Origin of the sequence: Roseateles sp. SL47, from assembly GCF_026625885.1 — a bacterium.
GTDB lineage: Bacteria > Pseudomonadota > Gammaproteobacteria > Burkholderiales > Burkholderiaceae_C > Roseateles.
Genome location: NZ_CP113068.1, coordinates 166,245 through 191,529 on the forward strand (window position 1 = coordinate 166,245; position 25,285 = coordinate 191,529).

Sequence of the window (25,285 nt, forward strand, 5' to 3'; positions counted from 1 at the left end):
TGAACACACACATGATGCGACCGACAGCCCTGGCCTTGGCCATGAGCCTGATCGCCGCCAGCCTGCCTGTGCAGGCGCAGCAGAACAGCCAGCAAGGCAACCGCCGCCAGCCGGCCGTCAAGCCCAGCACGCCGGTGACGCTGAACTTCGTCAACACCGACATTGAAGCGGTGTCGCGCGCAATGTCGGCGGCGCTGGGCAAGCCCATCCTGGTGGACCCGCGGGTGAAGGGCACCATGACCCTGACCGCCGAACAGCCGGTGCCGGTGCAGGAGGCCTATCTCAGCTATTTGGCGTCGCTGCGCGGCCTGGGCTTTGCCATGGTGGATGCGGGCGGCATTCTCAAGCTGGTGCCGGAGGCGGAAGCCAAACTCCAGACCGGCAGCGTGTCGATCGGTGGCGAAAGCCGCCAACGCGGTGACCAGATCGTCACCCAGATCTTCAAGCTGAACCATGAGAACGCCAACAACCTGGTGGCGGTGCTGCGGCCGCTGATCACGCCCAACAACACCATCAATGCCAACCCGGGCAACAACAGCCTGGTCATCACGGACTACGCCGAAAACCTGCAGCGCATCAGCCGCATCGTGGCGGCGCTGGACCAACCGTCCAACACCGACATCGAGGTGATTCCGCTGCGCAATGCGGTGGCCTCGGATGTGGTGCAACTGGTGCAGCGTCTGTCTGATGGCGGCAGCGGCGCGCCTGGGCAGCCCAGCGGTGGCGCCAGTGCGGGCGGCAACAGCGTGCTCGCGGACCCGCGCAGCAACTCGCTGATCGTGCGGGCCACCAATCCGGCCCGGTTGATGCAGCTGCGCGCCATGATTGCCAAGCTGGACACCCCCGGCATCGATGCGTCCAACGGGAACATCCGTGTCATCTACCTGAAGAACGCGGATGCGGTGCGTCTGGCCACGGTGCTGCGCGCCGCGTTCAGCGCCACCAGCGCTGCGTCTGGCGGCGGCAGTGGCTCGAGCGGCAGCAATGCGACCGTCGGTGGCCTGGCCCTGGGCGGCGGCGGGGGCGGCAGTGGCGGCTCCAGCGGCAACAGCAGCTTCTCCGGCGGGAACTCGTCCTTCGGGGGCAGCAGCAGCAGCTCCAGCAGCTCGTCGTCCGGCAGCTCCGGCGTTGGCTCGTCCACCCAGGTCAGCGCCACGGCCCAGCCCAATACCGGCGGATTCGTGCAAGCCGACCCGGCCACCAACTCGCTCATCATCACCGCGCCGGAACCGATGTACCGACAGATCCGCGCCGTGGTCGAGCAGTTGGACACCCGCCGTGCCCAGGTCTACATCGAGGCCCTGGTGGTCAAGGTGGATGTGAGCAAGATCGGTCAATTTGGGGTGCAGTGGCAGAACCTGTTCGGATCAGTCGGCATCGGCACCAACTTCGGGTCCGGCTACAGCAACATCCTGAATCTGTCTGCGGCCGCCGCAGGGGGTGTGCCGACGTCGAGCAGCTCCTCCTCCTCCGTCAACATCGGCACGGCCATTTCCTCCGGCAGCATTTCGCAAGGCCTCAACATCGGCGCCACCACCCGGATTGGCAGCTACCTGACCCTGGGTGCAGTGGCCAACGCGCTGGAGCAGCTCTCGGGCACCAATGTGCTGTCCACGCCCTCGCTGGTGGTGCAGGACAACGAAGAGGCCGACATGATCGTGGGCCGCAACGTGCCGGTGAAGAGCGGTGGCTACAGCACCTCGTCCACCACCACGACCAACCCGTTCAACACCTATGAGCGCCGGGACGTCGGCCTGCGGCTCAAGGTGAAGACGCAGGTCGGTGAGAATGGAACGGTACGGATCAAGGTCTATCAGGAGAACTCCTCGGTGATCGACGGCACCTCGTCCAACGATGCCGGCCCCACCATCGACAAGAGCGCCGTGGAAACCTCGGTGACGCTGGAAGACGGCCAGGTGCTGGTGCTGGGCGGCATGCTCAAGGACGAATACAGCGATGGCGAGAACAAGGTGCCGGGGCTGGGTGACATCCCGCTGCTGGGCAACCTGTTCAAGAACCAGACACGCAATCGCAGCAAGTCGAACCTGATGGTCTTCCTGCGCCCGATGGTGCTGCGAACCCCCGAAAGCGCCAATCAGGTCTCGATTGACCGTTACGATGCGATCCGGGCTTATCAGCAAGAAGTGCAGCCCAAGAACACCCTGGTCCTGCCCAACACGGGAGCTCCGTTGATCCCGGAAAAGCCGGCCTCGTCGCCGACCCTTCCCACACCACCGGTGCCCGCGTCGGAGCCGACTCGCTAAGCCTGACCGACGAGCAACAAGGACACCTCACCATGGCCACCCGCCATCCCCTGCCCTACGCCTTCGCCCGCAGCCAGCAGCTGCTGCTGGAGGACGACGGCGAGCAGCGCACGCTCTGGGCCACCCCCGTGGCCAGCCTGTCCACGCTGTCTGAACTGCAGCGTGTGCATGCACCGCATCGGGTGGAATGCATCAGCCCCGCCGACATGTCCGCCCGGCTGCAGGCCGCTTATGCCGGCGGCGAGGACAGTGCCGCGCTGGTGGTGGGTGAGGTGGAAAGCGCCGTCGATCTGTCCCGCCTGATGCAGGACCTGCCTGCGGTGGAAGACCTGCTGGAAGCCGCAGACGACGCGCCCATCATCCGGATGCTCAATGCGCTGCTGACCCAGGCGGCCAACAACGGTGCCAGCGACATCCACATCGAACCCTACGAACGGGAAAGCAGTGTGCGTTTCCGCGTGGACGGTACGCTGCGTGAAGTGGTGCGCCCCAACCGCGCGCTGCATGCGGCGCTGATCTCTCGCCTGAAGATCATGGCCGAGCTGGACATCGCCGAAAAGCGCCTGCCCCAGGACGGCCGCATCTCGCTGCGCATCGGCGGCCGTGCCATCGACGTACGGGTCTCCACCCTGCCCTCGGCCCACGGCGAGCGGGCGGTGCTGCGTCTGCTGGACAAGTCCGAATCCCGCTTCACCCTCACCGCCCTGGGTATGGACGGCGAGCGGCTGGAGCGCTTCCAGCGCCTGGTGCAGCAGCCGCACGGCATCGTGCTGGTAACCGGCCCCACGGGCTCGGGCAAGACCACCACGCTGTATGCCGCCATGCAGACACTGGACACGTCCACCACCAATGTGCTGACGGTGGAAGACCCGATCGAATACGAACTGGCGGGTGTGGGCCAGACGCAGGTCAATGCCCGCATCGACCTCACCTTTGCCAAGGCCCTGCGCGCCATCCTGCGGCAGGATCCGGACGTCATCATGATTGGTGAAATCCGCGATTACGAAACCGCCCAGATCGCCATCCAGGCCTCGCTGACCGGCCACTTGGTGTTGGCCACGCTGCACACCAACGATGCGGTCAGTGCCGTGACCCGTCTGACCGACATGGGGGTGGAGCCCTTCCTGCTGAGCTCCAGCCTGCTGGGCGTGCTGGCGCAACGGCTGGTGCGCAAGCTCTGCCCGGTGTGCAAGGCCGAACGGGCCTTGCCGGAAGGCGGTGTCCGCTATACCCCGGTCGGTTGCGCCGCCTGTTCCACCAGCGGCTATAAAGGCCGGACCGGTGTGTATGAACTGATGGTCTGCGACGAGAAGATCCGCCATCTGATCCACGGCCAGGCGGCCGAATCCGAGCTGCTGGCCGCTGCCCGAGCCAATGGCCTGCGTTCCATGCGCGAGGATGGCGACCGGCTGGTGGCTGCGGGTGTCACCTCCGAAGAGGAAGTGTTGCGGGTCACCCGCGAGTAGTTACCGGTCTTCCCGTCATGCCTGCCTACAAATACGAAGCCCTGGACAACGCCGGCAAGCCCCGCCAGGGCCTGCTGGAAGCGGACAATCCGCGCGCTGCGCGAGCCCAACTGCGCGGCCAGGGCCTGGTGCCCATGGAGGTGCAGGCCGTGGCGGCGCCGAAGGCCAGCGGCCGCTGGTCCCGCCGGGTCTTTAATGGCGCCGGCTTGTCGGTCTGGACGCGCCAACTGGCAGGTCTGGTGGCCGCCGGGCTTCCGCTGGAGCGTTCGCTCGCCGCCTTGGCCGATGAATCCGAAGAAGCGCGCCAGCGGGATCTGATGTCCTCGCTCAAGGCCGAGGTCAATGCCGGCTCGCCCTTCGCTCGTGCCCTGGCCATCGCGCCGCGCGAGTTTGACGATGTCTACCGCGCCGTGGTGGCCGCCGGTGAACAGAGCGGCGCGCTGGGCCCGGTGCTGGAAAGCCTGGCCGACGACCTGGAAGAGCGGCAGCGGCTGCGCTCCGAGCTGTTCGGTGCCTTGGCCTATCCGATCATCGTCTGCTTCATTTCGCTGCTGGCGGTGGGCTTCCTGCTGACCTATGTGGTGCCCCAGGTGGCGGCCGTTTTCACCCAGACGCGCCAGACCCTGCCGCTGCTCACCCGGCTGATGATGGGCACCTCCGACCTGCTGCGCCAGTGGGGTCTGGTGTTGATCGTGCTGGTGGTGGGGGGCGTCATCACCGCCCGCCAGATCCTGAAGAAGGAAGGCCCGCGCCAGCGTTTTGACGCTGCCTGGCTGAACATGCCGATCGTCGGCCGCATTTCCCGGGGCTACAACGCGGCGCGGTTCTCCGGCACGCTGGCCATGCTGGCCGGTGCCGGGGTGCCCATCCTGAAAGCGCTTCAGGCCGCCGCCGAGACGCTCTCCAACCACGCCATGCGCGCCGATGCGATGGACGCGCTGGCCCAGGTGCGTGAAGGCGCACCGCTGGGGGCTGCCCTGGCAGGCAAGAAGCGCTTCCCGGGCCTGCTGTCGATGTTTGCCCGCCTGGGCGAGCAGACCGGCCAGTTGCCCGACATGCTGCAACGCGCGGCCCGTCAGCTGGGCAATGAAGTGAAGCGCCGGGCCATGACGCTGGCCACGCTGCTGGAGCCGCTGCTGATCGTGGCCATGGGGGGCGTGGTGATGATGATCGTGTTGTCGGTGCTGCTGCCGATCATCGACATGAACAAGCTGGCCACGCAGTAAACCGAAGGTCTCCCGTATGCCTGCGAATCTGGACGGACAACTGGTCGTGGCGATCTCGTCACGGGCCCTGTTCGACTTCGAAGAGGAGAACCAGCTGTTCGAGGCGGGGGATGACCGCGCCTATATGCAACTGCAGCAGCAGCGGCTGGAATTGCCGGCCAAGCCGGGCACGGCCTTTTCGCTGGTACACAAGCTGCTCGCCTTCAACACACCGGGACAAGCGCCACGGGTGGAGGTGGTGGTGCTGTCCCGCAACGACCCGATCTCCGGCATGCGTGTGTTCCGGTCGGCCCAGCATTACGGCCTGCCGATCCTGCGCGGGGTGTTCACCCGCGGGCAAAGCCCCTGGCGCTATCTGCGGCCGTTGAAGGCCCATCTGTTCCTGTCGGCCAATGAGGAGGATGTGCGCTCCGCCCTGGCGGCCGGGGTCGCGGCGGCGCGGGTGTTTCCGCAGTCCGCCCGTGCGTCGGCGTCTTATCCGGAAGAGCTGCGCATCGCCTTTGACGGCGACGCCGTGCTGTTTTCCGATGAAGCCGAACAGGTGTTCCAGCGCGACGGGCTGGATGCCTTCCAGGCCCATGAACGGGAGCGCAAGCTGACGCCTCTGCCTGCGGGCCCGTTCAAGCAGGTGCTGCATGAACTGCAGCGGCTGCAGAAAAGCCCGCTGGGGCCGATGCGCATCCGCACCGCACTGGTCACGGCCCGCAGTGCCCCTGCCCATGAGCGCGCCATTCGCACACTCATGGACTGGCAGGTGGAGGTGGATGAAGCCATGTTCCTCGGGGGGCTGGCGAAGGGGGAATTCCTCAGGGAATTCGAGCCGGATTTCTTCTTCGACGACCAGGCCGGACACATCGAAAGTGCCGTGGTGCATGTGCCCTCCGGCCATGTGACCACGGGTGTGACGAATCACTGACGCAGTTTCGCTGCGCAGAATAGGGCCATGCGCCCTACTCCTCTCCCCCCTTCCCGCCGCGCCGCTGCAGGCCAGATGGTCGGCATGCTCCACACGTCCTCCGTGCCCGGCACACCTGGCACACCTGGCACCTCCGGCACATCCGGCACAGCTGGCACCTCCGGTTCACCCCGAGCGCTGCGTGTTTCCTTGCTCACCGCCGCCGTGCTGGCGACCTGTGGCTGGACGATGGTGGCCGATGCGGCCACCGCCCTGTCGGGGACATCCAGCACGTTTGGCACGTCCGCCGCCGCGTCCCCTCGGACGGGTGCCGCAGTGACCTCTGCGCCCCCTTCAGCCGCCTCGGCGTCCACCTCCGCCATCACGGAAGGCTTCTACCGGCAACCCGCGCTGCAAGGCGACCGGCTGGTTTTTGTGTCGGAAGGGGATCTCTGGCGTGCAAGCGCCCAGGGCGGTGCAGCCCAGCGCCTGACCACCCATCTCGGCAGCGAAACGTCCCCAGCCCTGTCGCCCGACGGCCGCTGGCTGGCCTTCGTCGGCCAATACGACGGCGGCATCGGTGATGTGTATGTGATGCCGGCCACCGGGGGCGTGCCTCGCCGCCTGAGCTGGGACACCGGCGCGGTGCGTGTCTGGGGCATCACGCCCCGCAACGAAGTGATCTACACCGGCGCCACCGAACGCGGGGAAGCCGGAACACAGCTGTATCTGGTCCAGATCGACACCGGCGTGCGCCGCGCATTGCCGGTTGGCCAGGCGGCCGATGGTGCGTTGAGCGACGACGGCCGATGGCTGTACTTCACCCGCAATGGCCTGCGCGGCGACAACGCGCGGCAATACCGTGGCGGGGCCATGGCCCGCCTGTGGGTCATGGACCTCAACAGCCAGACTGAAGCACGGCCCCTGGTGGCCGAAGGCAACAATGACCGCCGCCCCATGCCTTATCGGGATGCGCAGGGTCAGGATCGCATCGCGTTCCTGTCGGATCGCGACGGCACCTACAACCTGTGGTCCGTCGCGGCGGATGGGTCGGATCTGCGTCAGCACACCCATCATCAAGGCTGGGACATCCGCCATGCCAGCCTGAGTGGACGGCAGGTGGTGTATGCCGCCGGTGCGGACCTGTACCGGGTGGATCTGGACGCCACCCACAGCACCATCCACAGCACCACGAGCAGCACCCGGCTGTCCTTCACACTGGGCAGCGACCATGACCAGATGCGCCGCCGCTGGGTCTCCAAACCGCAGGATTTCCTGACCGATGTGGCGCTGTCCCCCGATGGCGAGCGGGTGGTGCTGACCAGCCGTGGCCGCCTGGCCACGCAGGGGGTCGGCCCGCTGCGCCGCGCCGAGCTGACAGTCCCTCAAGGCCTGGACCAGGCCGGCCGCTGCCGCGACACCACCTTCAGCGCCGACAACCGGTCGGTGTTCTCACTCTGCGACTTCAGTGGCGAAACCGAGATCTGGCGCCTGGCCGCCAACGGCACCGGACAGCCGGAACAGATCACCCGTGACACCCGCGCCATGCGCCAGCATCTGCTGCCCTCCCCGGACGGGCGCTGGATTGCGCATGACGACAAGGAAGGCCGCCTCTACCTCACCGATCTGCAAGCGCGCGACACAGCCGCCGCCACGCGGGAGATCGACCGCGACAGCACCGGTGACGGCATCCAGCAGATGCGCTGGTCGGCGGACGGCAAGGCGCTGGCCTATGTCCGCAACACGTCGAATGTCTATCGCGCGCAACTGATGCTCTACAACATCCCCGAGCAGCGTGTGGTGCAGCTCAGCAGCGACCGATATGCCGCTGCCGCACCGAGCTTCAGCCCGGACGGCCAGTGGCTGTATTTCCTCTCCCGTCGCAGCTTCGTGGTGACCGCCAATGGCGCGCCCTGGGGCGACCGCAACATGGGCCCGCAGTTTGATCGCGGCTGGAAGGTCTATGCGCTGGCACTGCAGCCGGGCTTGCGCTTCCCCTTCGCGGCGCCAGATGAACTGCAGTCGGCGCGGGCGGACAACAAGCCGGAGGAGAAGCCATCGGACAACAGGCCTGGGGCCAAGGACGGCGCCAACCCCTCGTCCGCTTCGTCCGGGCCCGCTGCCAGGAGCGGCACCACCACCGAGCGCAAGAGCAAGGCGACGCCCGCCATCCAGCTCAACGGACTGGCCCAGCGGCTCTACGAAGTGCCACTGGCCGCCGGCAACTATGACGACCTGCGCGTCGACGCCAAGCGCTTGTATCTGCTGGAGCGCAAGGTGCTCAAGCAGTTGCCCATCGGCCCGCAGGAGCAAAAGGCCGAGACCGTGGCGGAGCAGGTCCAGTCCTTCGACCTCAGCGCGGACGGCCGCAAGCTGATGGTCCAGAAGGTGGCCAGCGCAGGTGCCGCCGCCGAGCTGCTGATCGTGGATGCAGGCCCCAAGCTGCCACCGGACCTGGACAAATCCCGCGTGCTGTGGAGCGACTGGCAGATCGAGATTGATCCCCGTGCCGAGTGGCGGCAGATGTTTGCCGATGGCTGGCGCATGCAGCGCGACTACGTCTACGACAAGGACCTGCACGGTGTGGATTGGCCGGCCATGCGCCGCAAATATGCACCGCTGGTGGACCGCGTGACCGAGCGTGGTGAACTCAATGAGGTGATGGCGCAGATGGTGGGCGAGATCAGCCTGCTGCACAGCGCGGTGCGCCCTGGGGATGTGCGCCAATCCAGCGGCGAACCGGGTTGGGCGGGGCTGGGGGCCCTGCTCACGCGCGAGGCCACAGGTTGGAAGATCAACCGCATCTACAGCGGTGATCCGGAGCTGCCGTCCGAAGCGGGTCCGCTCGCGGCACCGGGCCTGAACATTCCGCTGGGCAGCGTCATCACCGCAATCAACGGCCGCGATGCCACACGGCTGCCGGACCCGACCGAAGGCCTGCGTGGCCAGGCCGGCAAGCAGGTGCTGCTGCAATTGCGTCAACCGGACGGACAGACCCGCAGCGTGGTGGTCACGCCGGTGGATCTGCGCCGCGAGGCGCGCCTGCGCAGTGACGACTGGCGGTATGGCAAGGCCCGCACGGTGGACCAGGCCAGCGGAGGACACATCGGTTATGTGCATCTGCGGGCCATGGGCGGTGAAGACATTGCGGACTTCGCGCGGGAGTTCTATGCACAAAGCGATCGGGATGGACTGATCATCGACGTGCGGCACAACAATGGCGGCAACATCGACAGCTTCATCCTGGAGAAGCTGTCTCGCCGGGCCTGGGCCTTCTGGCAGCCGCGCTCTCCGGCCGATTCCAAGCCCTATCCCAACATGCAGCAGACCTTCCGCGGGCATGTGGTGGTGCTGGCCAATGAAGAAACCTATTCCGACGGTGAGACCTTCACGGAAGGCTTCAAGCGACTTGGGCTGGGGCCGGTGATTGGCACCACCACCTCCGGCGCCGGGGTCTGGCTGTCCGACAACAACTGGCTGATGGACAAAGGCATGATGCGCGCGGCCGAAACCGGCCAGATGTTGATCGACGGCAGCTTCATCGTGGAAGGCAAGGGCGTCACCCCGGACATCCGCGTGGACAACCCGCCTCGCGCCACGGCGGCGGGACAGGATGCGCAGCTGGACGCGGCCTTGGCCTGGCTGAAGAAGCGAATCCAGGAAGCCCCGGTGGTGACCCCCAAGCCGGGGCCGTATCCGCGACCTGTGAAGAACTGATCCTTCCGGTAAGGCGACGTCCGCAGCGACGTCCCGGCGCGCGCCCTCATGCGGACAGAACGCTGGACCTCGGTCCTGCGTTCTGGTTGGCTTGGGTTCGATTCAACGGATCAACGCACGGCAGCACAGTCACCGGCGCCTCAGTACGGCATGCCGATTGCCCAGCGGCGCTGCGCCTGACCCGCGCCAGAACTGATTCCACCCGCTGACACACGGCTCACGCTTGGAAGCAGTTGCTGACCACGCCGCAGCTGCACGCGTCCTAGCATGGTGGGGTCACCTCGCCTGGCAGGCTGCGATCTGCCGTGCCGCATCGTGCCGCGTCGTGCCGCGTCGTGCCGTGTCGTGTCGTGTCGTGCCGTGTCGTGTCGTGCCATGTCCGGAGAATCATGTCCCTGCGCCCTCCTCAAGACCGAGAAATCATCGGCCTGCAAGCCCTGCGAGCGGCGGCTGCGCTCGCGGTGGTGTTGCACCATGCCCTGCGCGCCACCCGTCTGAATGCGCCCGCAGACCTGCATCTGGGCAGCACCGTGGTGCCTGCCTGGCTGATCGAGGCCGGGGCCGGCGGCGTGGATGTGTTTTTCATCCTGAGCGGCTTCCTGATGGTCTACATCTCGGGCAGCTATGTGCAGGGGCGTCGTCCGGTGTCGCATTTTCTGCAGCAACGGGTGCTGCGCGTGTGGCCGATGTATGTGCTGGTGACGCTGTTTGCGTTGAAGCCTGCGCTCATGAAGTGGTGGGCCACCGGCGAGCGAGGGTTTGATCTCTCGGCGGAACGGCTGGGCGGGCTGCTGCTATTGCCTTCCTTCAACGAGCAGCACTACATCCAGCCGATCGTCGGTGTGGGATGGACCCTCAGTTACGAGGCGCTGTTTTACCTCTGCTTTGCGGCCGCCATCCTCGTTGCACGGCATCATCTTTTTGTTGCGCTGTGTGCCATCGTCGCTGCGGCGTTTGCCTTCGGCCATCTGCTGCCGGAATCCAGCGCTTGGCATGGGTTCCTGTCCGACACCATCACGCTGGAGTTTCTCTACGGCGCCGCGATTGCGAGCTTTGTGCAGTGGCGGGGGCGGGGCCGGCTTGGCTCGTACGCGCTGATCGCCGCAGGCGTGCTGGTGTTGGGGGTGTCCAGCCATCTGGGCGTGATGACCACGGCCTGGCGGCCCGTGAGCTACGGAGTCGCCGCAGCGCTGGTGTTTGTGGGCGTGCTACGGCTGGAAGGCCTGGTGACATGGCCTCGCTGGGTGGTGCTGCTCGGCAATGCCTCGTATTCCATCTATCTGGTGCATGTGCTGGTGATCTACCAATGGATGATGCCGTATGCGGAACGCGGGCTGCGCAAGTACGACATCGCCATGCAGGGTGATGTGTTGGCGCTGATTCTGGCGGGCGGTGGCGTGATGGTGGGTGTCGCCTGCTACTTCCTGCTGGAGCGCCCCCTCACGGCGGCCCTGATGCGCAAGCGCCCGGCCCCACGGTCGGTGGTGGCACCGGTGCCTGCTACACCGCCCTGAGACATAGGCCTTCGTGTCAACTTGAGCCGAACGAAGCGGATGCAGGTCGGGCAGGCCTTGACCGTCTTGTGAGCTCCGCGTGGGCTTGCTGAGCTTGTCGGTCATGCCGGAGACGCCCGAATAACTCAGTGGCGGAGGGCTACCCCGACTCTGCCGCGCCGCAGTATGCGGTGCGGGGCTTGCCTTATGAGTACTGCGCCCCGCCTTGGCGCCTGGGACCCTCGAGTACAACGATCGTCGCATATACACGACGATGGGCGATTAAAATCTGCATCCACCTCACTCCAGGTGACCCATGATCCGATTTCGAATACGCGAGCGCATGGCCGACATGTCCTTCCAGACAGGCCGGCGCATCACACTCGAGCATATTGCCGAAGAGACGGGCATCCATAGGGCCACGTTGTCAAAGCTGGCTTCGCCGAAGTCATACAACACAACGACCGACAACCTCGACAAGCTGTGCAAGTTCTTCGGATGTTCGTGGGCGGAGATCGCCGAGTACCTTCCCGATATCGACCCTTCAGCCAAAGATTGACTGCTGCTCTAAGCGCTGAACGTCACGCGCAGCGTCGTAGCGATCAATCCGGAACACTCGCCGAGTCATTCGCTTCGCTGGCGCAACAAGATCCTCCAGGACCCAATCATGAAAATCGAATCGATTCGACTGAAGAACTTCAAGGCATTTCGTGATGTACACCTGAAAGATATCCCTTCTTTTTTAGTCGTCGTGGGTGCTAATGGGTCGGGCAAGTCCACCTTGTTCGACGTCTTTGGTTTTCTGCATGACTGCCTGAAGGGCAATGTGCGCCAAGCACTCGACAAGCGAGGGCGCTTTGCCGAAGTACTTAGTCGCGGTTGTGATCAGGCAACGGACACGATCCTCATCGAGGTGCAGTACCGGATGGAGCTCACGGGTGTCGAACGCTTAGTCACTTACTCGCTGGAGATCGGCGAGCGCAACGGCTCACCCGTCGTGAAAAAGGAGTTGCTCAGATACAAGCGTGGCCGATATGGAAGCCCGTATCACTTCCTCAGCTTTGCCAATGGGGAGGGCTATGCCATCACCAACGAAGAGGAGTTCAACACTGCCGACGAAGAACTCGATCGCGAGACTCAGAAAGTGGCTGCAGATACCTTGGCCATCAAGGGCCTTGGGCAGTTCGAGCGCTTCAAGGCAGCCAATGCGTTCCGGCGGCTGATCGAGAACTGGCATGTGTCGGACTTCCACATCAATGCGGCGCGCGGCCGGAAGGACGCTGCGGGAGATGCCGAGCATCTTTCCGAATCCGGTGAGAACCTACCCTTGGTCGCTCGCTATCTGCACGAGCAGCATTCGGAGGTATTCACCGGAATATTGCAGGCTATGGCGCGACGTGTTCCGGGCGTGGCGTCCGTTGAGCCCAAACTGATGGACGACGGCTACCTCACTTTGCGCTTCCAGGACGGTTCGTTCAAAACGCCGTTCCTTGATCGCTATGTGTCGGATGGCACGATCAAGATGTTTGCCTACCTTGTGCTCTTGCACGACCCCAAGCCACACCCCCTCTTGTGTGTAGAGGAACCTGAGAACCAGCTCTACCCGCAGTTGATGCCCGAGCTGGCCGAAGAGTTCCGCAGCTACGCGACTCGCGGCGGTCAGGTTTTCGTGACGACACACTCCCCAGATTTCCTCAATTCGCTGGAGTTGGACGAGGTCTGCTGGCTCGTCAAGCGGGACGGGTGCACTGAAATCCATCGCGCCAAGGACAACGGGCAGATTGCCGCATATGTCGCCGAGGGTGATCAGCTCGGATACCTGTGGAAGCAGGGTTTCTTCGATGGGGTCGATCCGCAATGAGGGAGCTGGTGTTTTTGCTTGAGGAGCGGTCTGCAAGTGCCATGCTTGACGCGCTGTTGCCGCGTATGCTGGATGAAAGCATCGCTGTCCGCTGCGTTCCGTTCGAGGGAAAGCAAGACCTTGAAAAGCAGTTGACTCGCCGAATTCGTGCTTACCAGAACCCAAGAGCGCGCTTCATCGTGCTCCGCGACCAGGACAGCAACCCGGACTGCGTTGCAGTGAAGCAGCGCTTGCTTGCGCTGTGTGCAGAGTCGGGCAAGGCGAATATGTGCCTGGTTCGAATCGCTTGCCGTGAACTGGAGACGATCTATCTGGCAGACCTGCGAGCGGTCGAGCAGGCTCTTGCGATGCAAGGCCTGACACGCCAGCAACAGGTTGGGAAATTCCGCGACCCGGACAGACTAGGCAGCCCGAGCCAGGAGCTCAGAAAGCTGACAAAAGGCCGATACGAAAAGGTCGCGGGGTCGAGGCTCATTGGACAGCACCTGGATCTCGGAAACGGGCGTTCTCCGAGCTTCCGCAACCTGATCACCGCGATCCGACGCATGGAGCATGAACTGCTCCTCGAGCAAGCATGAATACCTTCGCTCTCGGTCGGAACGTCTGGAGTTTCTGCCACAAGCCGCGCGACGACGGCGTGAGCGATGGCGCCCACCTGTTATTCCTCAGCTCACGGCACTTGAATGCATGGGCGTGCTCAGACCTGACTCGCCACCTCTAGATCTGCGAATCCCACGGCCTGGACAAGCGCATCGCCCCATTGATGATGCCCACCATCGAATAGGTCTGCGGGAAGTTGCCCCACAGTTCCCCAGTGACCGGATGCGTGTCTTCCGACAGCAGGCCCAGAGGGTTGCGGGAGGCCAGCAGCGCTTCAAAAATCTCCCGCGCTTCCTCCGTCCGCCCGATGCGGGCCAGTGCATCAATGCGCCAGAACGCGCAGATGTTGAAAGCCGTTTCGGGTCGCCCGAAGTCATCCGGCGCCTCATAACGACGCATGTGCGGCCCATCGCAGAGTGAGGCCTGCAAAGCATCAACCGTGCTGACGAAGCGCGGGTCCTTGGGGTCGATGAATCCGACTTCGGCCATCAGCAGCACGCTGGCGTCGAGGTCCTTGCCGCCGAAGCTCTCCACAAACGCCTGACGGTGATCGCTCCAGGCATTCTGCAGAATCTTGTTGCGGATGATCTCCGCCCGCTCCCGCCACAGGGCTGCCCTCTGCGGCACTTTCAGCACGGTGGCAATCTTGGCCAGCCTGTCGCAAGCGGCCCAGTTCATCAGCACGGACGAGGTGTGCACCCGGGAGCGGGTCCGCAACTCCCACATGCCGGCATCGGGTTTGTCGTGAATGGCATAGGCCTGCTCACCAATGCGCTCCAGCAGCGCAAACTCATTGAGGCCCGCGCGTTGATGCAGGCGGTGATCAAAGAAGGCCTGGGCCGAGCCCAGCACGATGTTGCCGTAGACATCGTGCTGGAAATGCTCATACGCCTGATTGCCCGCGCGTACCGGACCATTGCCCCGATAGCCGCGCAGATGATCCACCGTCTGCTCGGTCAGGCGATGCTCCAGCCCAATGCCGTAAAGCGGCTGCACATGCCCATCCCGGGATTGCGCCACCACATTGCGCAACCAGCGCAGGTAGTCCTCCATCGTGCCGGTCTCGGAAAGGCTGTTGAGGGCGCGCACCACAAAAAATGCGTCTCGCAGCCAGCAGTAGCGGTAGTCCCAGTTGCGCTGGGTGCCGGGAGCCTCCGGCACGCTGGTCGTCATGGCGGCCACGATGGCGCCGGTCTCCTCATACAGGCACATCTTCAGCGTGATGGCCGCGCGGATCACCGCATCCTGCCATTCCAGCGGAATCGCCAAGCGCCGGGTCCAGTCCCGCCAATAGTTGATCGTCTGCTCCTCCAGGCGGCGGGCGGTGTCTTCCACGCCACCGTCCAGTGTCTCGTCCGGGCCGAAGATGAAGCTCATCGGCATGTCCAGCGAGAACTGCGTTTCGTCGAGGATGTAGGTGAGCGGTGCGTTGGAGGTCAGCCGCACCACAAAGCGTGGGCCGACAAAACGGATGTGATTGCTGCCCCGGGTGCGCACCGGCCGCGCGGCCCCCCAATCCACCACCGGACGCAGCACCACACGGATCTGCGGACGGCCTTCCAGCGGGCGGATGCGCCGCACCAGCATCATCGGGCGGAAGGGCCGGTCGTGCAGGAAGAAGCGCGGCATGAAGTCCGTGACTTCAATCGCATTGCCGTGGGTGTCGTAGAGGCGCGTGCGCAGCACGGCGGTGCCGTGATCGTAGGCCTGCTCGCTGTGGGAGAAGTCTTCCAGCATGATCTGGAAGGTGCCGTCCGGCACCACGCCCTCGGGAGAATCGATGAGCGCATGGAACATCGGGTCGCCATCAAAGCGCGGCGCACAGGCCCAGACCACTCGGGCCTGATCATCAATGAGCGCGCTGACCGCGCAGTTGCCCACCAGACCCAGCTTCAGCGATGCCACATCCATAACCCTATCCCCTTGTCTGCCCGTTCGGATGAAGCACCAGACGGCAGGAAACGTGCCATGGGTACCTGCCCCCCACGGGGCCGCACCGGCGGCGAAGCGTGGGGAGAGGCCTGCGCAGGCCGAGATTGGATGTGTATCGCGTTGTTCGGCCGCTTTCAAGGCGGCGGAACCACGGGAGGACCTGGTGGGGTCAGGTCAGGGTGACACGAGCAAACTTGCGCTTGCCGACTTGCACCACCATCTGGCCTGCGTTGAGCTTCAGGCCCTTGTCGGTGACGGTATCGCCGTCAATCTTGACGCCGTTCTGCTCAATCATGCGGTTGGCCTCACTGGTGGAAGGCACCAGTCCAGCTTGCTTGAGCAGGGCGCCGATACCCAGCGGCGCGCCGCTCAGCGCCACCTCGGGGATGTCGTCGGGAATGCCACCCTTGGCGCGGTTGTTGAAGTCGGCCTCGGCTTCATCGGCCGCCTGCGTGCTGTGGAAGCGGGCCGTGATCTCCTTGGCCAGCAGCACCTTCACTTCCTTCGGATTACGGCCGGCCTCGACCTCGCGCTTCAGCACCGCAATCTCGTCGATGCTGCGGAAGCTCAGCAGGTCATACCACTTCCACATCTGCACATCGCTGATCGACAGGATCTTTGCAAACATGCTGTTGGCCGGCTCGGTGATGCCCACATAGTTGTTCTTGGACTTGGACATCTTCTCGACGCCGTCCAGCCCTTCCAGCAGTGGCATGGTCAGGATGCACTGCGGCTCCTGGCCGTATTCGGCCTGCAGATGGCGGCCCATCAGCAGGTTGAATTTCTGGTCGGTCCCGCCCAGTTCCAGGTCGGACTTCAGCGCCACCGAGTCGTAGCCCTGCATCAGCGGGTAGAGGAATTCATGCACCGAGATCGGTGTGCCGGCGGCAAAACGCTTGGTGAAGTCGTCCCGCTCCATCATGCGAGCCACCGTGTATTTGGCGGCCAGCTGAATCATGCCGCGCGCGCCCAGCGGGTCGCTCCATTCGCTGTTGTAGCGGATCTCGGTACGGGCCGGGTCCAGCACCAGGCTGGCCTGCTTGTAGTAGGTCTCGGCGTTGTGCTTGATCTGCTCGGGCGTGAGCGGCGGGCGGGTGGCGTTGCGGCCGGATGGGTCGCCGATCATCGACGTGAAGTCGCCGATCAGGAAGATCACCTGATGCCCCAGATCCTGCAGCTGGCGCATCTTGTTGAGCACCACGGTGTGGCCGATGTGGATGTCCGGTGCGGTCGGGTCCAGGCCCAGTTTGATGCGCAGGGGCACGCCGGTGGCTTCCGAACGCGCCAGCTTTTTCAGCCACTCGTCTTGTGGCAACAGTTCTTCACAGCCTCGCAGCGATTGCGCCAGGGCCTGCTGAACGCGATCGGTGATCGGAAATTCCGGTTTGCTGGAAGGACTGGACGGCTGGGTTCGGGCATCGGACATGGAGCTACATCACCCGCACGGGGCTTACATAAAGTCTTGATTTAGCGGGTTTTCTAGCATGCTGCGAGAAGCCCCGCCGCTATACTTGCCGCAGTTTTGCAGGGTGGTGCTGGTGGCAATTACCGTTCCCGCGCTGGTCTTGCAAAAGTTGCCGAGAGAAGTTGCCGAGAGAGTTTGCCAAGAGAGGTTGCCGAGAACGGCTGCCGATTCTAGGTCATCCGATCTCTCGGTCAGCCGGCAAACCCGCTGTATTCGACCGCACGCGTCCGGCGCTTTCTGCGCGGTGTGTTGTGTGGATTCCGTCACCCACCGTCTGCAGGATGTCTCGCGCGTGATGAATTGGTCTGAGGAATGGAAGCGCATTCAGCGCTCGCTGGTTCGCGTGGAAGGCTTTGCGGCTCGGCATCCACGTGCCCTGACAGGAACGGTGGTGGGTCTGCTGGGGGGCTTCGCGGTCACCGCGTTCGGCATTGCCCCGCTGGCCCCCGATGCGGCCGACCTGAATCAGCACGAAATCACTGAAGCCATCGTCCCGCAATCGCTGGACGAGCAGCTCGCTCAACTGGCAGCGTTCGATCCCGGCCTGTCGCGCACTGACGTGACCCGCGCCGCCGATACGGCTGACACCCTGCTTAAGCGCATGGGCGCCTTTGACCCTGCCGCCGCACTGTTCCTGCGTCATGACCCCACCGCCAAGCGGCTGCTGCAAGGCCGTGTCGGCAAGCGTGTGCAAGTCGTGGCCACTGCCAGTGGTCAAGTGCAAAGCATCGTGGCCCGCTTCCAGGCCGAGAAGCCTGAACAGCAGGATAGCTTTTTCACGCGGCTGAGCATCACCCGCGAGGGTGATCACTTCGTGTCCAAATGGGAGACCGCTCGTTTGGAAAGCCAGGTGCGCCTGGGCAGCGGCACCATCCGCAGCTCGCTGTTTGCCGCCACCGACGAAGCCAACATCCCGGACGCCATTGCCTCGCAACTGGCGGACATGTTCTCCGGCGACATCGACTTCCATCGCGAACTGCGCAAGGGTGACCGCTTCACCCTGGTGTATGAAGTCCTGACCGCCGACGGCGAACCGATCAACTGGGACGGCCGTGCCGGCCGCCTGCTGGCATCGGAGTTCGTCAACAACGGCAAGAGCTACCAGGCCGTCTGGTTCAAGGACAGCGCCAATGGCAAGGGCAGCTATTACGGGTTTGACGGCGAAAGCAAACGCCGTTCGTTCCTGGCCAGCCCGATGGAGTTTTCGCGTGTGACCTCCGGTTTCGCGATGCGCTTCCATCCCATCCTCAAGACCTGGCGGCAGCATCAAGGCATCGACTACGGTGCCCCGACCGGTACGGCGGTTCGCACCGTCGGCGACGGCACGGTGGCCTTTGCCGGATGGCAAAACGGCTTCGGCAACGTGGTCCAGATCAAGCACAACGGCGACCGCATGACGGTGTATGGGCATCTGAGCCGCATCGACGTCAAGCGCGGTGAGCGGGTGGAACAGGGCGAGAAGATTGGTGCGGTCGGCGCGACCGGCTGGGCCACCGGCCCTCATCTGCATTTTGAATTCCGCGTGAACGGCAAGCAGGTGGACCCGCGTGTGATCGCCCGCGCTTCGGAATCGGTGGCGCTGCCGGCAACGGCCCGTGCCGCCTTCCAGACGCAACTGGCGGCCGCGAAGACCCAGCTGCAGGCAGCCGCCACGCTGGGTGACGGCGTGGTGGGCGAATAAGCCAGCCGGCAGGCTGCCAGCGCTTGATGCTGACCCTGGCGGATGATCGCTTGATCCGCCAGACTGCGACTTTGGCCACCGAGCAATCCGGCGGCGCCTGAGCAGGCACCGCCCCGGATCTTTCACACGACCACACCGCCCCGCCCCTCTCTATGGCCGTCGATCTCTACATCGGCCTGATGTCCGGCACCTCCCTGGATGGGGTGGATGCGGTGCTGCTCAGCGTGGACGGTGCCGGCCACGTCCAGGCCCGGGCGCATGGCCATCATGCTTTTAACCCCGAGCTGAAAACCGAACTGCTGGCGCTCAATACGGCGGGCGACAACGAACTGCAGCGCGCCGCACTGGCCGCCAATGCGGTGGCGCGAGCCTATGCCAGCGTGACCCGCGAGCTGCTGCTGGCACAGGGGCTGGCTCCTCGGGCCATCCGGGCGCTGGGTGCGCACGGTCAGACGGTGCGCCACCGCCCCGGTGAATTTGACGGCGTGGGTTTCACGCTGCAGTTGCTCAATCCAGCCCTGTTGGCCGAACTGACCGGCATCGGTGTGGTGCACGACTTCCGCAGCCGCGACCTCACCATCGGCGGCCAGGGCGCACCCTTGGTGCCAGCCTTTCATCGCGCCGTCTTTGGACAGGCGCACACCGACGTGGTGGTGCTCAACATCGGCGGCATCAGCAATGTGAGCCTGCTGAATGCCGACGGCTACAGCGGTGGATTTGATTGCGGCCCTGGCAACTGCCTGATGGACGGCTGGATGCAGCGACATCAAGGTGAAGCGTACGACGCCGGTGGCCTGTGGGCGGCTCAAGGTCAGGTGCTGCCGGGGCTGTTGACCGATTTGCTGGCCGAGCCCTTTTTTCACCAGCCGCCACCGCGCAGCACAGGACGCGACCTCTTCCATCTGCAATGGCTGGACAACCGTCTGGCCACTCATCCGGGCAGCCGCCCGGTGGATGTGCAGGCCACGCTGCTGGAGCTCAGCGCCCGTTGCGTGGCAGACAGCCTGACGCGTTTTGCCCCGGGACAATGGCAGCAGCTGATGGTGTGTGGCGGGGGCGCCTTTAATGAACGTCTACTGCAGCGGCTGCAGGCCCTGCTGCCCACGCTCAGCGTGACCACCACTGAGAGCCAGGGCCTTCCACCCATGCTGGTGGAAGGGGCCGCCTTCGCCTGGCTGGCGATGCGCTGGGTGCGGCACCTCAGCGGCAATCTGCCGGCCGTCACCGGCGCCAGTGGCGAACGGGTGCTGGGCAGCTATACGCCGGCCTGAATCCCATCAGGTGCGGAGCAGCGCGGAACGACGGCGCGGAACGGCGCGGAACGGCGCGGAGCAACGCGGCATGATGCGGAAGAGCCTGGCAGATCCAGAAGGCACAGCTTCACCCGGCTGACCCAAGTTCGCCTGGGTCTACCAGGTTGCCCAGGCCCACCAGGTCTGCTAGGTCCGCCAAGTCTGCCGGATCTGCCAAGTCTGCCCAGGTGGACAAGATAGCCCCTATAGCCTTGTTCGCGCAGACGGCCTTGGTGGCCCAGAAATGACAAAACCGCCCGGAGGCGGTTTCTCACTTCGGCGCAGGGCCGTGGGGGCGTCGGTCAGACCGAGAAGCTGGAGCCGCAACCGCAGGTGGTCGTGGCATTGGGGTTCTTGATGACGAACTGGGCGCCCTGCAGGTCTTCCTTGTAGTCGATCTCAGCGCCCATCAGGTATTGCAGGCTCATGGCGTCGATCAGCAGCGTGACGTCGTTCTTCGTCATCTGCGTATCGTCGTCATTCACAGCCTCATCAAAGGTGAAGCCGTACTGGAAGCCGGAGCAGCCACCGCCCTGCACAAACACGCGCAGCTTCAGCTCGGGGTTGCCCTCTTCCAGCACCAGCTCGCGCACCTTCTCAGCCGCAGAGTCGGTGAAGACCAGCGGCGCCGGCATGCCGTCGGTGGTGAGAGCGGCGGTGGATTCGAGAACTGCAGTGCTCATGCTGGATCCTGGATGGATAAGTCCGGTGAATTGGAGGGATTATGACAAAGTGGGGCGCCAGGCGGGGTGCCACCTTGCTAAAGCCCTGCTGGCAATGAGGCAGGCCGCACAGTTCGAAGCAGCTCCGAGGCACTTTCGCGAAGCACTTCTCCAGGCTGATGCGGAGGAGGTTCCTCAGCCCGACTCAAGCGGGCGCGCTGCCCCGCCCTGCCCATCAATCACATGGCGCCGCTTGGTTCCAACCAGGCCCAACGGACCCAACGGACCCAACGGACCCAAAGGGGCAAAAGGGGCAAAAGGGGCAAAAGGGACCAAAGGGGCCAAGGGGGCCAAGGGGGCACAAATGAAACCAAGCGCCCAAAAACAAAGGCCGCTGAAACAGCGGCCTTTGTTGAAGTGGAACCTCCGCCAAACGTAGAGTCTGGCAGCGTCTGGCAGAGTCTCGCAGACGTTGCCAGAGGGTTCCAGGAAGTTCGATCAGCGCTTGCTGAACTGCTTCCGACGACGAGCACCGTGCAGACCGACCTTCTTACGCTCGACTTCACGCGCATCACGCGTGACGAAGCCGGCGCGGCTCAGTTCGGGCTTCAGGGCTGCGTCATAGTCGATCAGCGCGCGGGTGATACCCAGACGCACTGCACCGGCTTGACCGGATTCGCCACCGCCGTGCACGTTGACCTTGATGTCGAAGGCCTCGCCGTTGTTCGTCAGCATCAGTGCTTGACGAGCAATCATGATCGAGGTCTGACGGCCAAAGTACTGCTCGATGGAGCGGCCGTTGACGATGATTTGACCCGTGCCCTTCTTGATGAAGACGCGAGCCACCGACGACTTGCGACGGCCGGTACCGTAGTTCCAGTTTCCGATCATCACCGCTCCTTAGATTTCCAGCACTTGGGGCTGCTGGGCGGTGTGCGGATGCGTGTCGCCCGCATACACCTTCAGCTTCTTGATCATCGCGTAGCCCAGAGGACCCTTGGGCAGCATGCCCTTGACAGCCTTTTCCAGGGCACGGCCCGGGAACTTGGCTTGCATGTCCTTGAACTTCGTGGCGCGGATGCCGCCCGGGTAGCCGGTATGACGGTAGTACACCTTGTCATTGGCCTTGTTGCCGGTCACGCGCAGCTTGTCTGCGTTGATGATGACGATGAAATCGCCGGTATCCACGTGAGGCGTGTAGATGGCCTTGTGCTTGCCGCGCAAACGGAGTGCCACTTCGCTGGCAACACGTCCGAGCACCTTGTCGGTGGCGTCAATCACAAACCACTCGTGCTTCACTTCGGCCGGCTTGGCGCTGAAGGTCTTCATGAGAGTCTTTCAAAATCAGGCAAATCAGCAGTGCCGCGCCTACCCGCCTGCCCAAGCCCATCAGCGCTAAAAGATCAGCGCTAAAAGCTCAGAACCCGGCTGCAAACGCGAGCCACCGCACGCTGGGCCAATGCCCCACCCTGTTCGGTGCCGCTTATTGACGTGAGCCCAACCAGTCAAACCAACTGGTAGCGCCACGCGGTGCGACCTCTCACAAAAGTGCCCCACGGCTGCCATGAAACCGGGGAAAGCCCGCGAGTCTAGCAGAAGGCGGCCAAAAACCAAATGGCCCAGACCCCGTCGAAGCGCAGGCGATGAAGATTCCGCACACGACGACCTCGGAATCGTCACACTTGCGGCAACTCGCCCACAGTCGCCCAAGAATCCGCTTGGCGAAATCCGCACTTTGGCTACGATTCGGGTAATTACCTAGAAAGCCATGAACACCACCCCGCCTCCACCGCCTGGCCCCGCCGCTGATCCATCTGCGGAGGGTGCAGCCAAGGGCGTCGCCGTGGCGGGCGGTGTTGTGCCTGGCGTGTCCGCCAGCCCTGTCAAAGCGGGCAAGCCGCCTCGTCCCGCCCAAGCCTCCCGTGGTGCGGGTGCCACCCGCTGGAGCCTGCCGGCGCTGTGGCGCCGCTGGGCGGACTGGGTGCCCATCCGTGCCCTGGGTCGGCGTCACCGCCGACGCATTGCCCAGCATCTGCTGTCGCTGACTGAACGCGACCGTTATCTGCGCTTTGGTTACGCCGCGCGGGACGAACAGATCCAGAAGTATGTGGACGGGCTGAACTTCTCGCGCGACGAGGTGCTGGGCATCTTCAACCGCAAGCTGCAGCTGATCGCGGTCGCCCACCTGGCCTACGAACCCACCCCGCAGATCAAAGGTCGGGCCGCCATGGCCGAATTCGGCGTGTCGGTGCTGAACACCGCGCGGGGCCGCGGCTTCGGAGGCCGCCTGTTCGAGCGCGCTGCGCTGCACGCCCGCAACCGGGGCATCGACACCCTCTTCATCCACGCCCTCAGCGAAAACGGCCCCATGCTGGCCATCGCCCGCAAAGCCGGGGCCAAGGTGGAACGTGACGGCAGCGAATCCGAAGCCTGGCTGCGCCTGCCGCCCGATTCCGTGTCCTCTCACGTGGACGAAGCCATCGAGCGCCACATGGCCGAGGTGGACTTCCAGCTCAAGCGTCATCTGCGCAACTTCGGCTCCTTCATCGACGGGGTGGCCGAAGTGAAGTCCAAGCTGAGCAACAAGGCGGCCGGCAAATCCGCCAAGCAGTAAGAACAGACCTCCCACACCGGTCCCGCCCCGTCCGGGCACGGGCCCACCCGATCCAGGGGGGGGCTGTGGACGCATCTTGTAACGACTTTCAGCTACATTCGCGCCGATCCGGGCACGACTCAGCGGTGCGTTCCGTCACAGCGACGGCGGCAGTGCCCACCAATTGCTCTCCAGGGACATGCACAACACACTGCCGTGGGTGATTGCTGGGCTGTGCGGGCTGGCCGTGCTCAGCCTGCTGCTCGCCACGCTGCTGCGTCGCCCGCAGCGGCGCCGCAAGCCGCTGCCCACCGAATGGTCACTGACCGCCCGGCCGGTCTTCAGCGCGGATGAACGCCGTGTCTTCCGCCTCCTGCGCGAGGCGCTGCCTCATCACGTCCTGATGGCCAAGCTGCCGCTGGTGCGTTTCTGCCAGCCCACAGAAGCCAAGGATGTGCGCTACTGGTACGACCTGCTTGGGGGGATCAGCGTCAATTTCGCCATCTGCAGCCCGAATGGCCGGGTGCTGGCCGCTGTGGACCTGGACACCGAGCGCCCCGGCAGCGCCCGCAGCCTGCAGATCAAGCAGGAAGTGATGGCGGCCTGCCGCATTCGCTACCTGCGCACGTCGGTGAACAACATGCCGACGGTGTCGGAACTGCAACTGCTGGTGCCCTTCAGCAACCAGACCGCCCGCAGCCCGCAACCGCTGCAGCCGCGGAGCCTCTCCCGCGCGGCCGCGCCGTCGCCCGCCCCGGCCACGCCGCTGCGGCGGCCTGCGGCACGCAACACGCTGTGGAACGACTCCCCGGTGTTCAGTGATTCCTTCTTTGCACCCGACAGCCGCCTGGACGGTTTCAGTAGCCCGCCCGATGCAGGGCCGACGCTCAGCGGGGAACAACGCATGCGGGGTTATCGCCCACGCGGGACGTCCGGTGGGGACTCCTCACTGTCGCCGCTGGATTCCCAGTTCGGGGACGAGTCCGACAGCGACATTGCCGGCGTCGTGGTCGATGCGCCGCGCCATTTGCGGCGCTAAGCTAGCGGCTTCTGACTACCGGATCAACGGCGCGTGAGCGCCGTTTGTTTTTTGATGCCCACAACCACGGCCGGTTTCGGTCACCTCACGCCCGAACGGATGCTGGATGCGCTGGAGCATGCCGGCCTGCGTCCCGACGGCCGGCTGCTGCAGCTCAACTCTTACGAAAACCGCGTGCTTCAGGCCTATCTGGAAGATGGCAGTGCGGTGGTGGCCAAGTTCTACCGGGGCGGGCGCTGGAGCGATGCGCAGATCCTGGAGGAGCATCAGTTCGCCCGCGAGCTGGTGGAGGCTGAAGTCCCCGTGGTGGCACCGATGGTGCTGGAGGTCGACGGCCAGCCCACCACGCTGGCGCATGTGCTGGGAGACCGTTTTGCGGTCTCGCCTCGCCAGGGTGGGCGAGCGCCCGAACTGGAAGACCCCGAGGTGCTGCGGTGGATCGGCCGTTTCCTGGCCCGCTTGCATGAGGTCGGCCAGCGCCAGCCCTTTGCGCACCGCGTGTCCTGGAACAGCGCCCAACCGGCACGCGAAGCACGCGACTGGCTGCGCGACCACGACACCCTGGCACCCGACGTGGCCCCCCAATGGCACGACGCCGCCCAGCGTTGCATCGACGCCATCCAGGCGGCCTTCGACCAGCAGCCGCATCTGCGCAGCCTGCGCCTGCACGGCGACTGCCATCCCGGCAATCTGCTGTGGACGCCGGACCGAGGCCCGCATTTTGTGGACCTGGACGACGCCATGCAGGGCCCGGCGGTCCAGGACCTGTGGATGATGCTGTCCGGAGAACCCGATGCCGCCCGTCAGCAGCTGGATGCACTGCTGGACGGTTATGAAAGTGTTCGGGAGTTTGACTGGCGGGAGCTGCGCCTGATCGAGGCGCTGCGCACCCAACGCATGATCCATCACAGCGCCTGGCTGGCGCGGCGTTGGGAAGACCCGGCGTTTCCGATGGCCTTCCCGTGGTTCGGCACGCCCAATTACTGGAGCGACCAGGTCGTCAAGCTGCGAGATCAGCTGGACGCCATGCAGGCCGAGGCCAACAAGGCGTCGGGGCTCCCCGCCTGGGACTGAAGAAGCCCGGCAAGGCCCAGGGCTC

General features: G+C 64.6%; 19 protein-coding genes. 14 read left to right on the forward strand and 5 right to left on the reverse strand.

Features of this window, described 5'->3' with window-relative positions:
- Nucleotides 1-11 precede the first annotated feature (11 nt).
- From gspD to OU995_RS00655, 9 genes are all read left to right on the forward strand, one after another.
- Complete coding sequence (gene gspD / locus OU995_RS00615; RefSeq protein WP_267833418.1) at nucleotides 12-2,264, forward strand: type II secretion system secretin GspD; 2,253 nt, start codon at nucleotides 12-14, stop codon at nucleotides 2,262-2,264.
- 32 nt (nucleotides 2,265-2,296) lie between these two features.
- Nucleotides 2,297-3,730 (forward strand): type II secretion system ATPase GspE, encoded by a 1,434-nt coding sequence (gene gspE / locus OU995_RS00620; protein WP_267833419.1) that lies wholly within the window; start codon nucleotides 2,297-2,299, stop codon nucleotides 3,728-3,730.
- A gap of 17 nt (nucleotides 3,731-3,747) precedes the next feature.
- On the forward strand, nucleotides 3,748-4,956 hold the full coding sequence (gspF, locus tag OU995_RS00625; protein ID WP_267833420.1) for a type II secretion system inner membrane protein GspF: 1,209 nt from the start codon (nucleotides 3,748-3,750) through the stop codon (nucleotides 4,954-4,956).
- Nucleotides 4,957-4,972: 16 nt separating this feature from the next.
- Nucleotides 4,973-5,872, forward strand: a complete 900-nt coding sequence (locus tag OU995_RS00630; RefSeq protein WP_267833421.1) for a 5'-nucleotidase — start codon at nucleotides 4,973-4,975, stop codon at nucleotides 5,870-5,872.
- Nucleotides 5,873-5,899: 27 nt separating this feature from the next.
- On the forward strand, nucleotides 5,900-9,568 hold the full coding sequence (locus tag OU995_RS00635; RefSeq protein ID WP_267833422.1) for a S41 family peptidase: 3,669 nt from the start codon (nucleotides 5,900-5,902) through the stop codon (nucleotides 9,566-9,568).
- A 389-nt stretch (nucleotides 9,569-9,957) separates the two neighbouring features.
- Complete coding sequence (locus OU995_RS00640) at nucleotides 9,958-11,082, forward strand: acyltransferase family protein (protein WP_267833423.1); 1,125 nt, start codon at nucleotides 9,958-9,960, stop codon at nucleotides 11,080-11,082.
- A 322-nt stretch (nucleotides 11,083-11,404) separates the two neighbouring features.
- Complete coding sequence (locus OU995_RS00645; RefSeq protein ID WP_324288685.1) at nucleotides 11,405-11,620, forward strand: helix-turn-helix transcriptional regulator; 216 nt, start codon at nucleotides 11,405-11,407, stop codon at nucleotides 11,618-11,620.
- Nucleotides 11,621-11,728: 108 nt separating this feature from the next.
- Nucleotides 11,729-12,922 (forward strand): AAA family ATPase, encoded by a 1,194-nt coding sequence (locus OU995_RS00650; RefSeq protein WP_267833425.1) that lies wholly within the window; start codon nucleotides 11,729-11,731, stop codon nucleotides 12,920-12,922.
- A complete protein-coding gene (locus OU995_RS00655; RefSeq protein ID WP_267833426.1) occupies nucleotides 12,919-13,500 on the forward strand; it encodes a DUF4276 family protein in 582 nt (193 codons plus the stop codon). Before OU995_RS00650 ends, OU995_RS00655 begins: the two co-directional genes overlap by 4 nt.
- Nucleotides 13,501-13,639: 139 nt before the next feature.
- On the opposite strand, the gene OU995_RS00660 is transcribed toward OU995_RS00655, so the two are convergent.
- A complete protein-coding gene (locus OU995_RS00660) occupies nucleotides 13,640-15,433 on the reverse strand; it encodes a glycoside hydrolase family 15 protein (protein ID WP_267833427.1) in 1,794 nt (597 codons plus the stop codon).
- 190 nt (nucleotides 15,434-15,623) lie between these two features.
- Complete coding sequence (tyrS, locus tag OU995_RS00665; protein ID WP_267833428.1) at nucleotides 15,624-16,880, reverse strand: tyrosine--tRNA ligase; 1,257 nt, start codon at nucleotides 16,878-16,880, stop codon at nucleotides 15,624-15,626.
- A gap of 334 nt (nucleotides 16,881-17,214) precedes the next feature.
- Here tyrS and OU995_RS00670 point away from each other — a divergent pair, with 334 nt between their 5' ends.
- Entirely contained in the window at nucleotides 17,215-18,600 is a 1,386-nt protein-coding gene (locus OU995_RS00670; protein ID WP_267833429.1) for a M23 family metallopeptidase, read from the forward strand.
- A gap of 152 nt (nucleotides 18,601-18,752) precedes the next feature.
- Complete coding sequence (locus OU995_RS00675; protein ID WP_267833430.1) at nucleotides 18,753-19,871, forward strand: anhydro-N-acetylmuramic acid kinase; 1,119 nt, start codon at nucleotides 18,753-18,755, stop codon at nucleotides 19,869-19,871.
- Nucleotides 19,872-20,194: 323 nt separating this feature from the next.
- On the opposite strand, the gene erpA is transcribed toward OU995_RS00675, so the two are convergent.
- The 3 genes from erpA to rplM all read right to left on the reverse strand — a co-directional run bounded on the left by erpA (nucleotide 20,195) and on the right by rplM (nucleotide 21,883).
- On the reverse strand, nucleotides 20,195-20,575 hold the full coding sequence (erpA, locus tag OU995_RS00680; RefSeq protein WP_420714789.1) for an iron-sulfur cluster insertion protein ErpA: 381 nt from the start codon (nucleotides 20,573-20,575) through the stop codon (nucleotides 20,195-20,197).
- A 477-nt stretch (nucleotides 20,576-21,052) separates the two neighbouring features.
- Complete coding sequence (gene rpsI, locus OU995_RS00685) at nucleotides 21,053-21,445, reverse strand: 30S ribosomal protein S9 (protein ID WP_058933898.1); 393 nt, start codon at nucleotides 21,443-21,445, stop codon at nucleotides 21,053-21,055.
- Nucleotides 21,446-21,454: 9 nt separating this feature from the next.
- Nucleotides 21,455-21,883 (reverse strand): 50S ribosomal protein L13, encoded by a 429-nt coding sequence (gene rplM, locus OU995_RS00690; RefSeq protein WP_058933897.1) that lies wholly within the window; start codon nucleotides 21,881-21,883, stop codon nucleotides 21,455-21,457.
- A gap of 439 nt (nucleotides 21,884-22,322) precedes the next feature.
- Between rplM and OU995_RS00695 the strand changes: the two genes are divergently transcribed.
- The 3 genes from OU995_RS00695 (at nucleotide 22,323) to OU995_RS00705 (ending at nucleotide 25,260) form a co-directional block, all read left to right on the forward strand.
- Entirely contained in the window at nucleotides 22,323-23,168 is an 846-nt protein-coding gene (locus OU995_RS00695) for a GNAT family N-acetyltransferase (protein ID WP_267833431.1), read from the forward strand.
- Nucleotides 23,169-23,346: 178 nt separating this feature from the next.
- Complete coding sequence (locus OU995_RS00700) at nucleotides 23,347-24,186, forward strand: DUF2726 domain-containing protein (RefSeq protein WP_267833432.1); 840 nt, start codon at nucleotides 23,347-23,349, stop codon at nucleotides 24,184-24,186.
- A gap of 54 nt (nucleotides 24,187-24,240) precedes the next feature.
- The gene (locus tag OU995_RS00705) at nucleotides 24,241-25,260 is read left to right on the forward strand and encodes a serine/threonine protein kinase (protein WP_267833433.1); all 1,020 of its coding nucleotides are present in this window, start codon (nucleotides 24,241-24,243) and stop codon (nucleotides 25,258-25,260) included.
- Nucleotides 25,261-25,285: the final 25 nt, after the last annotated feature.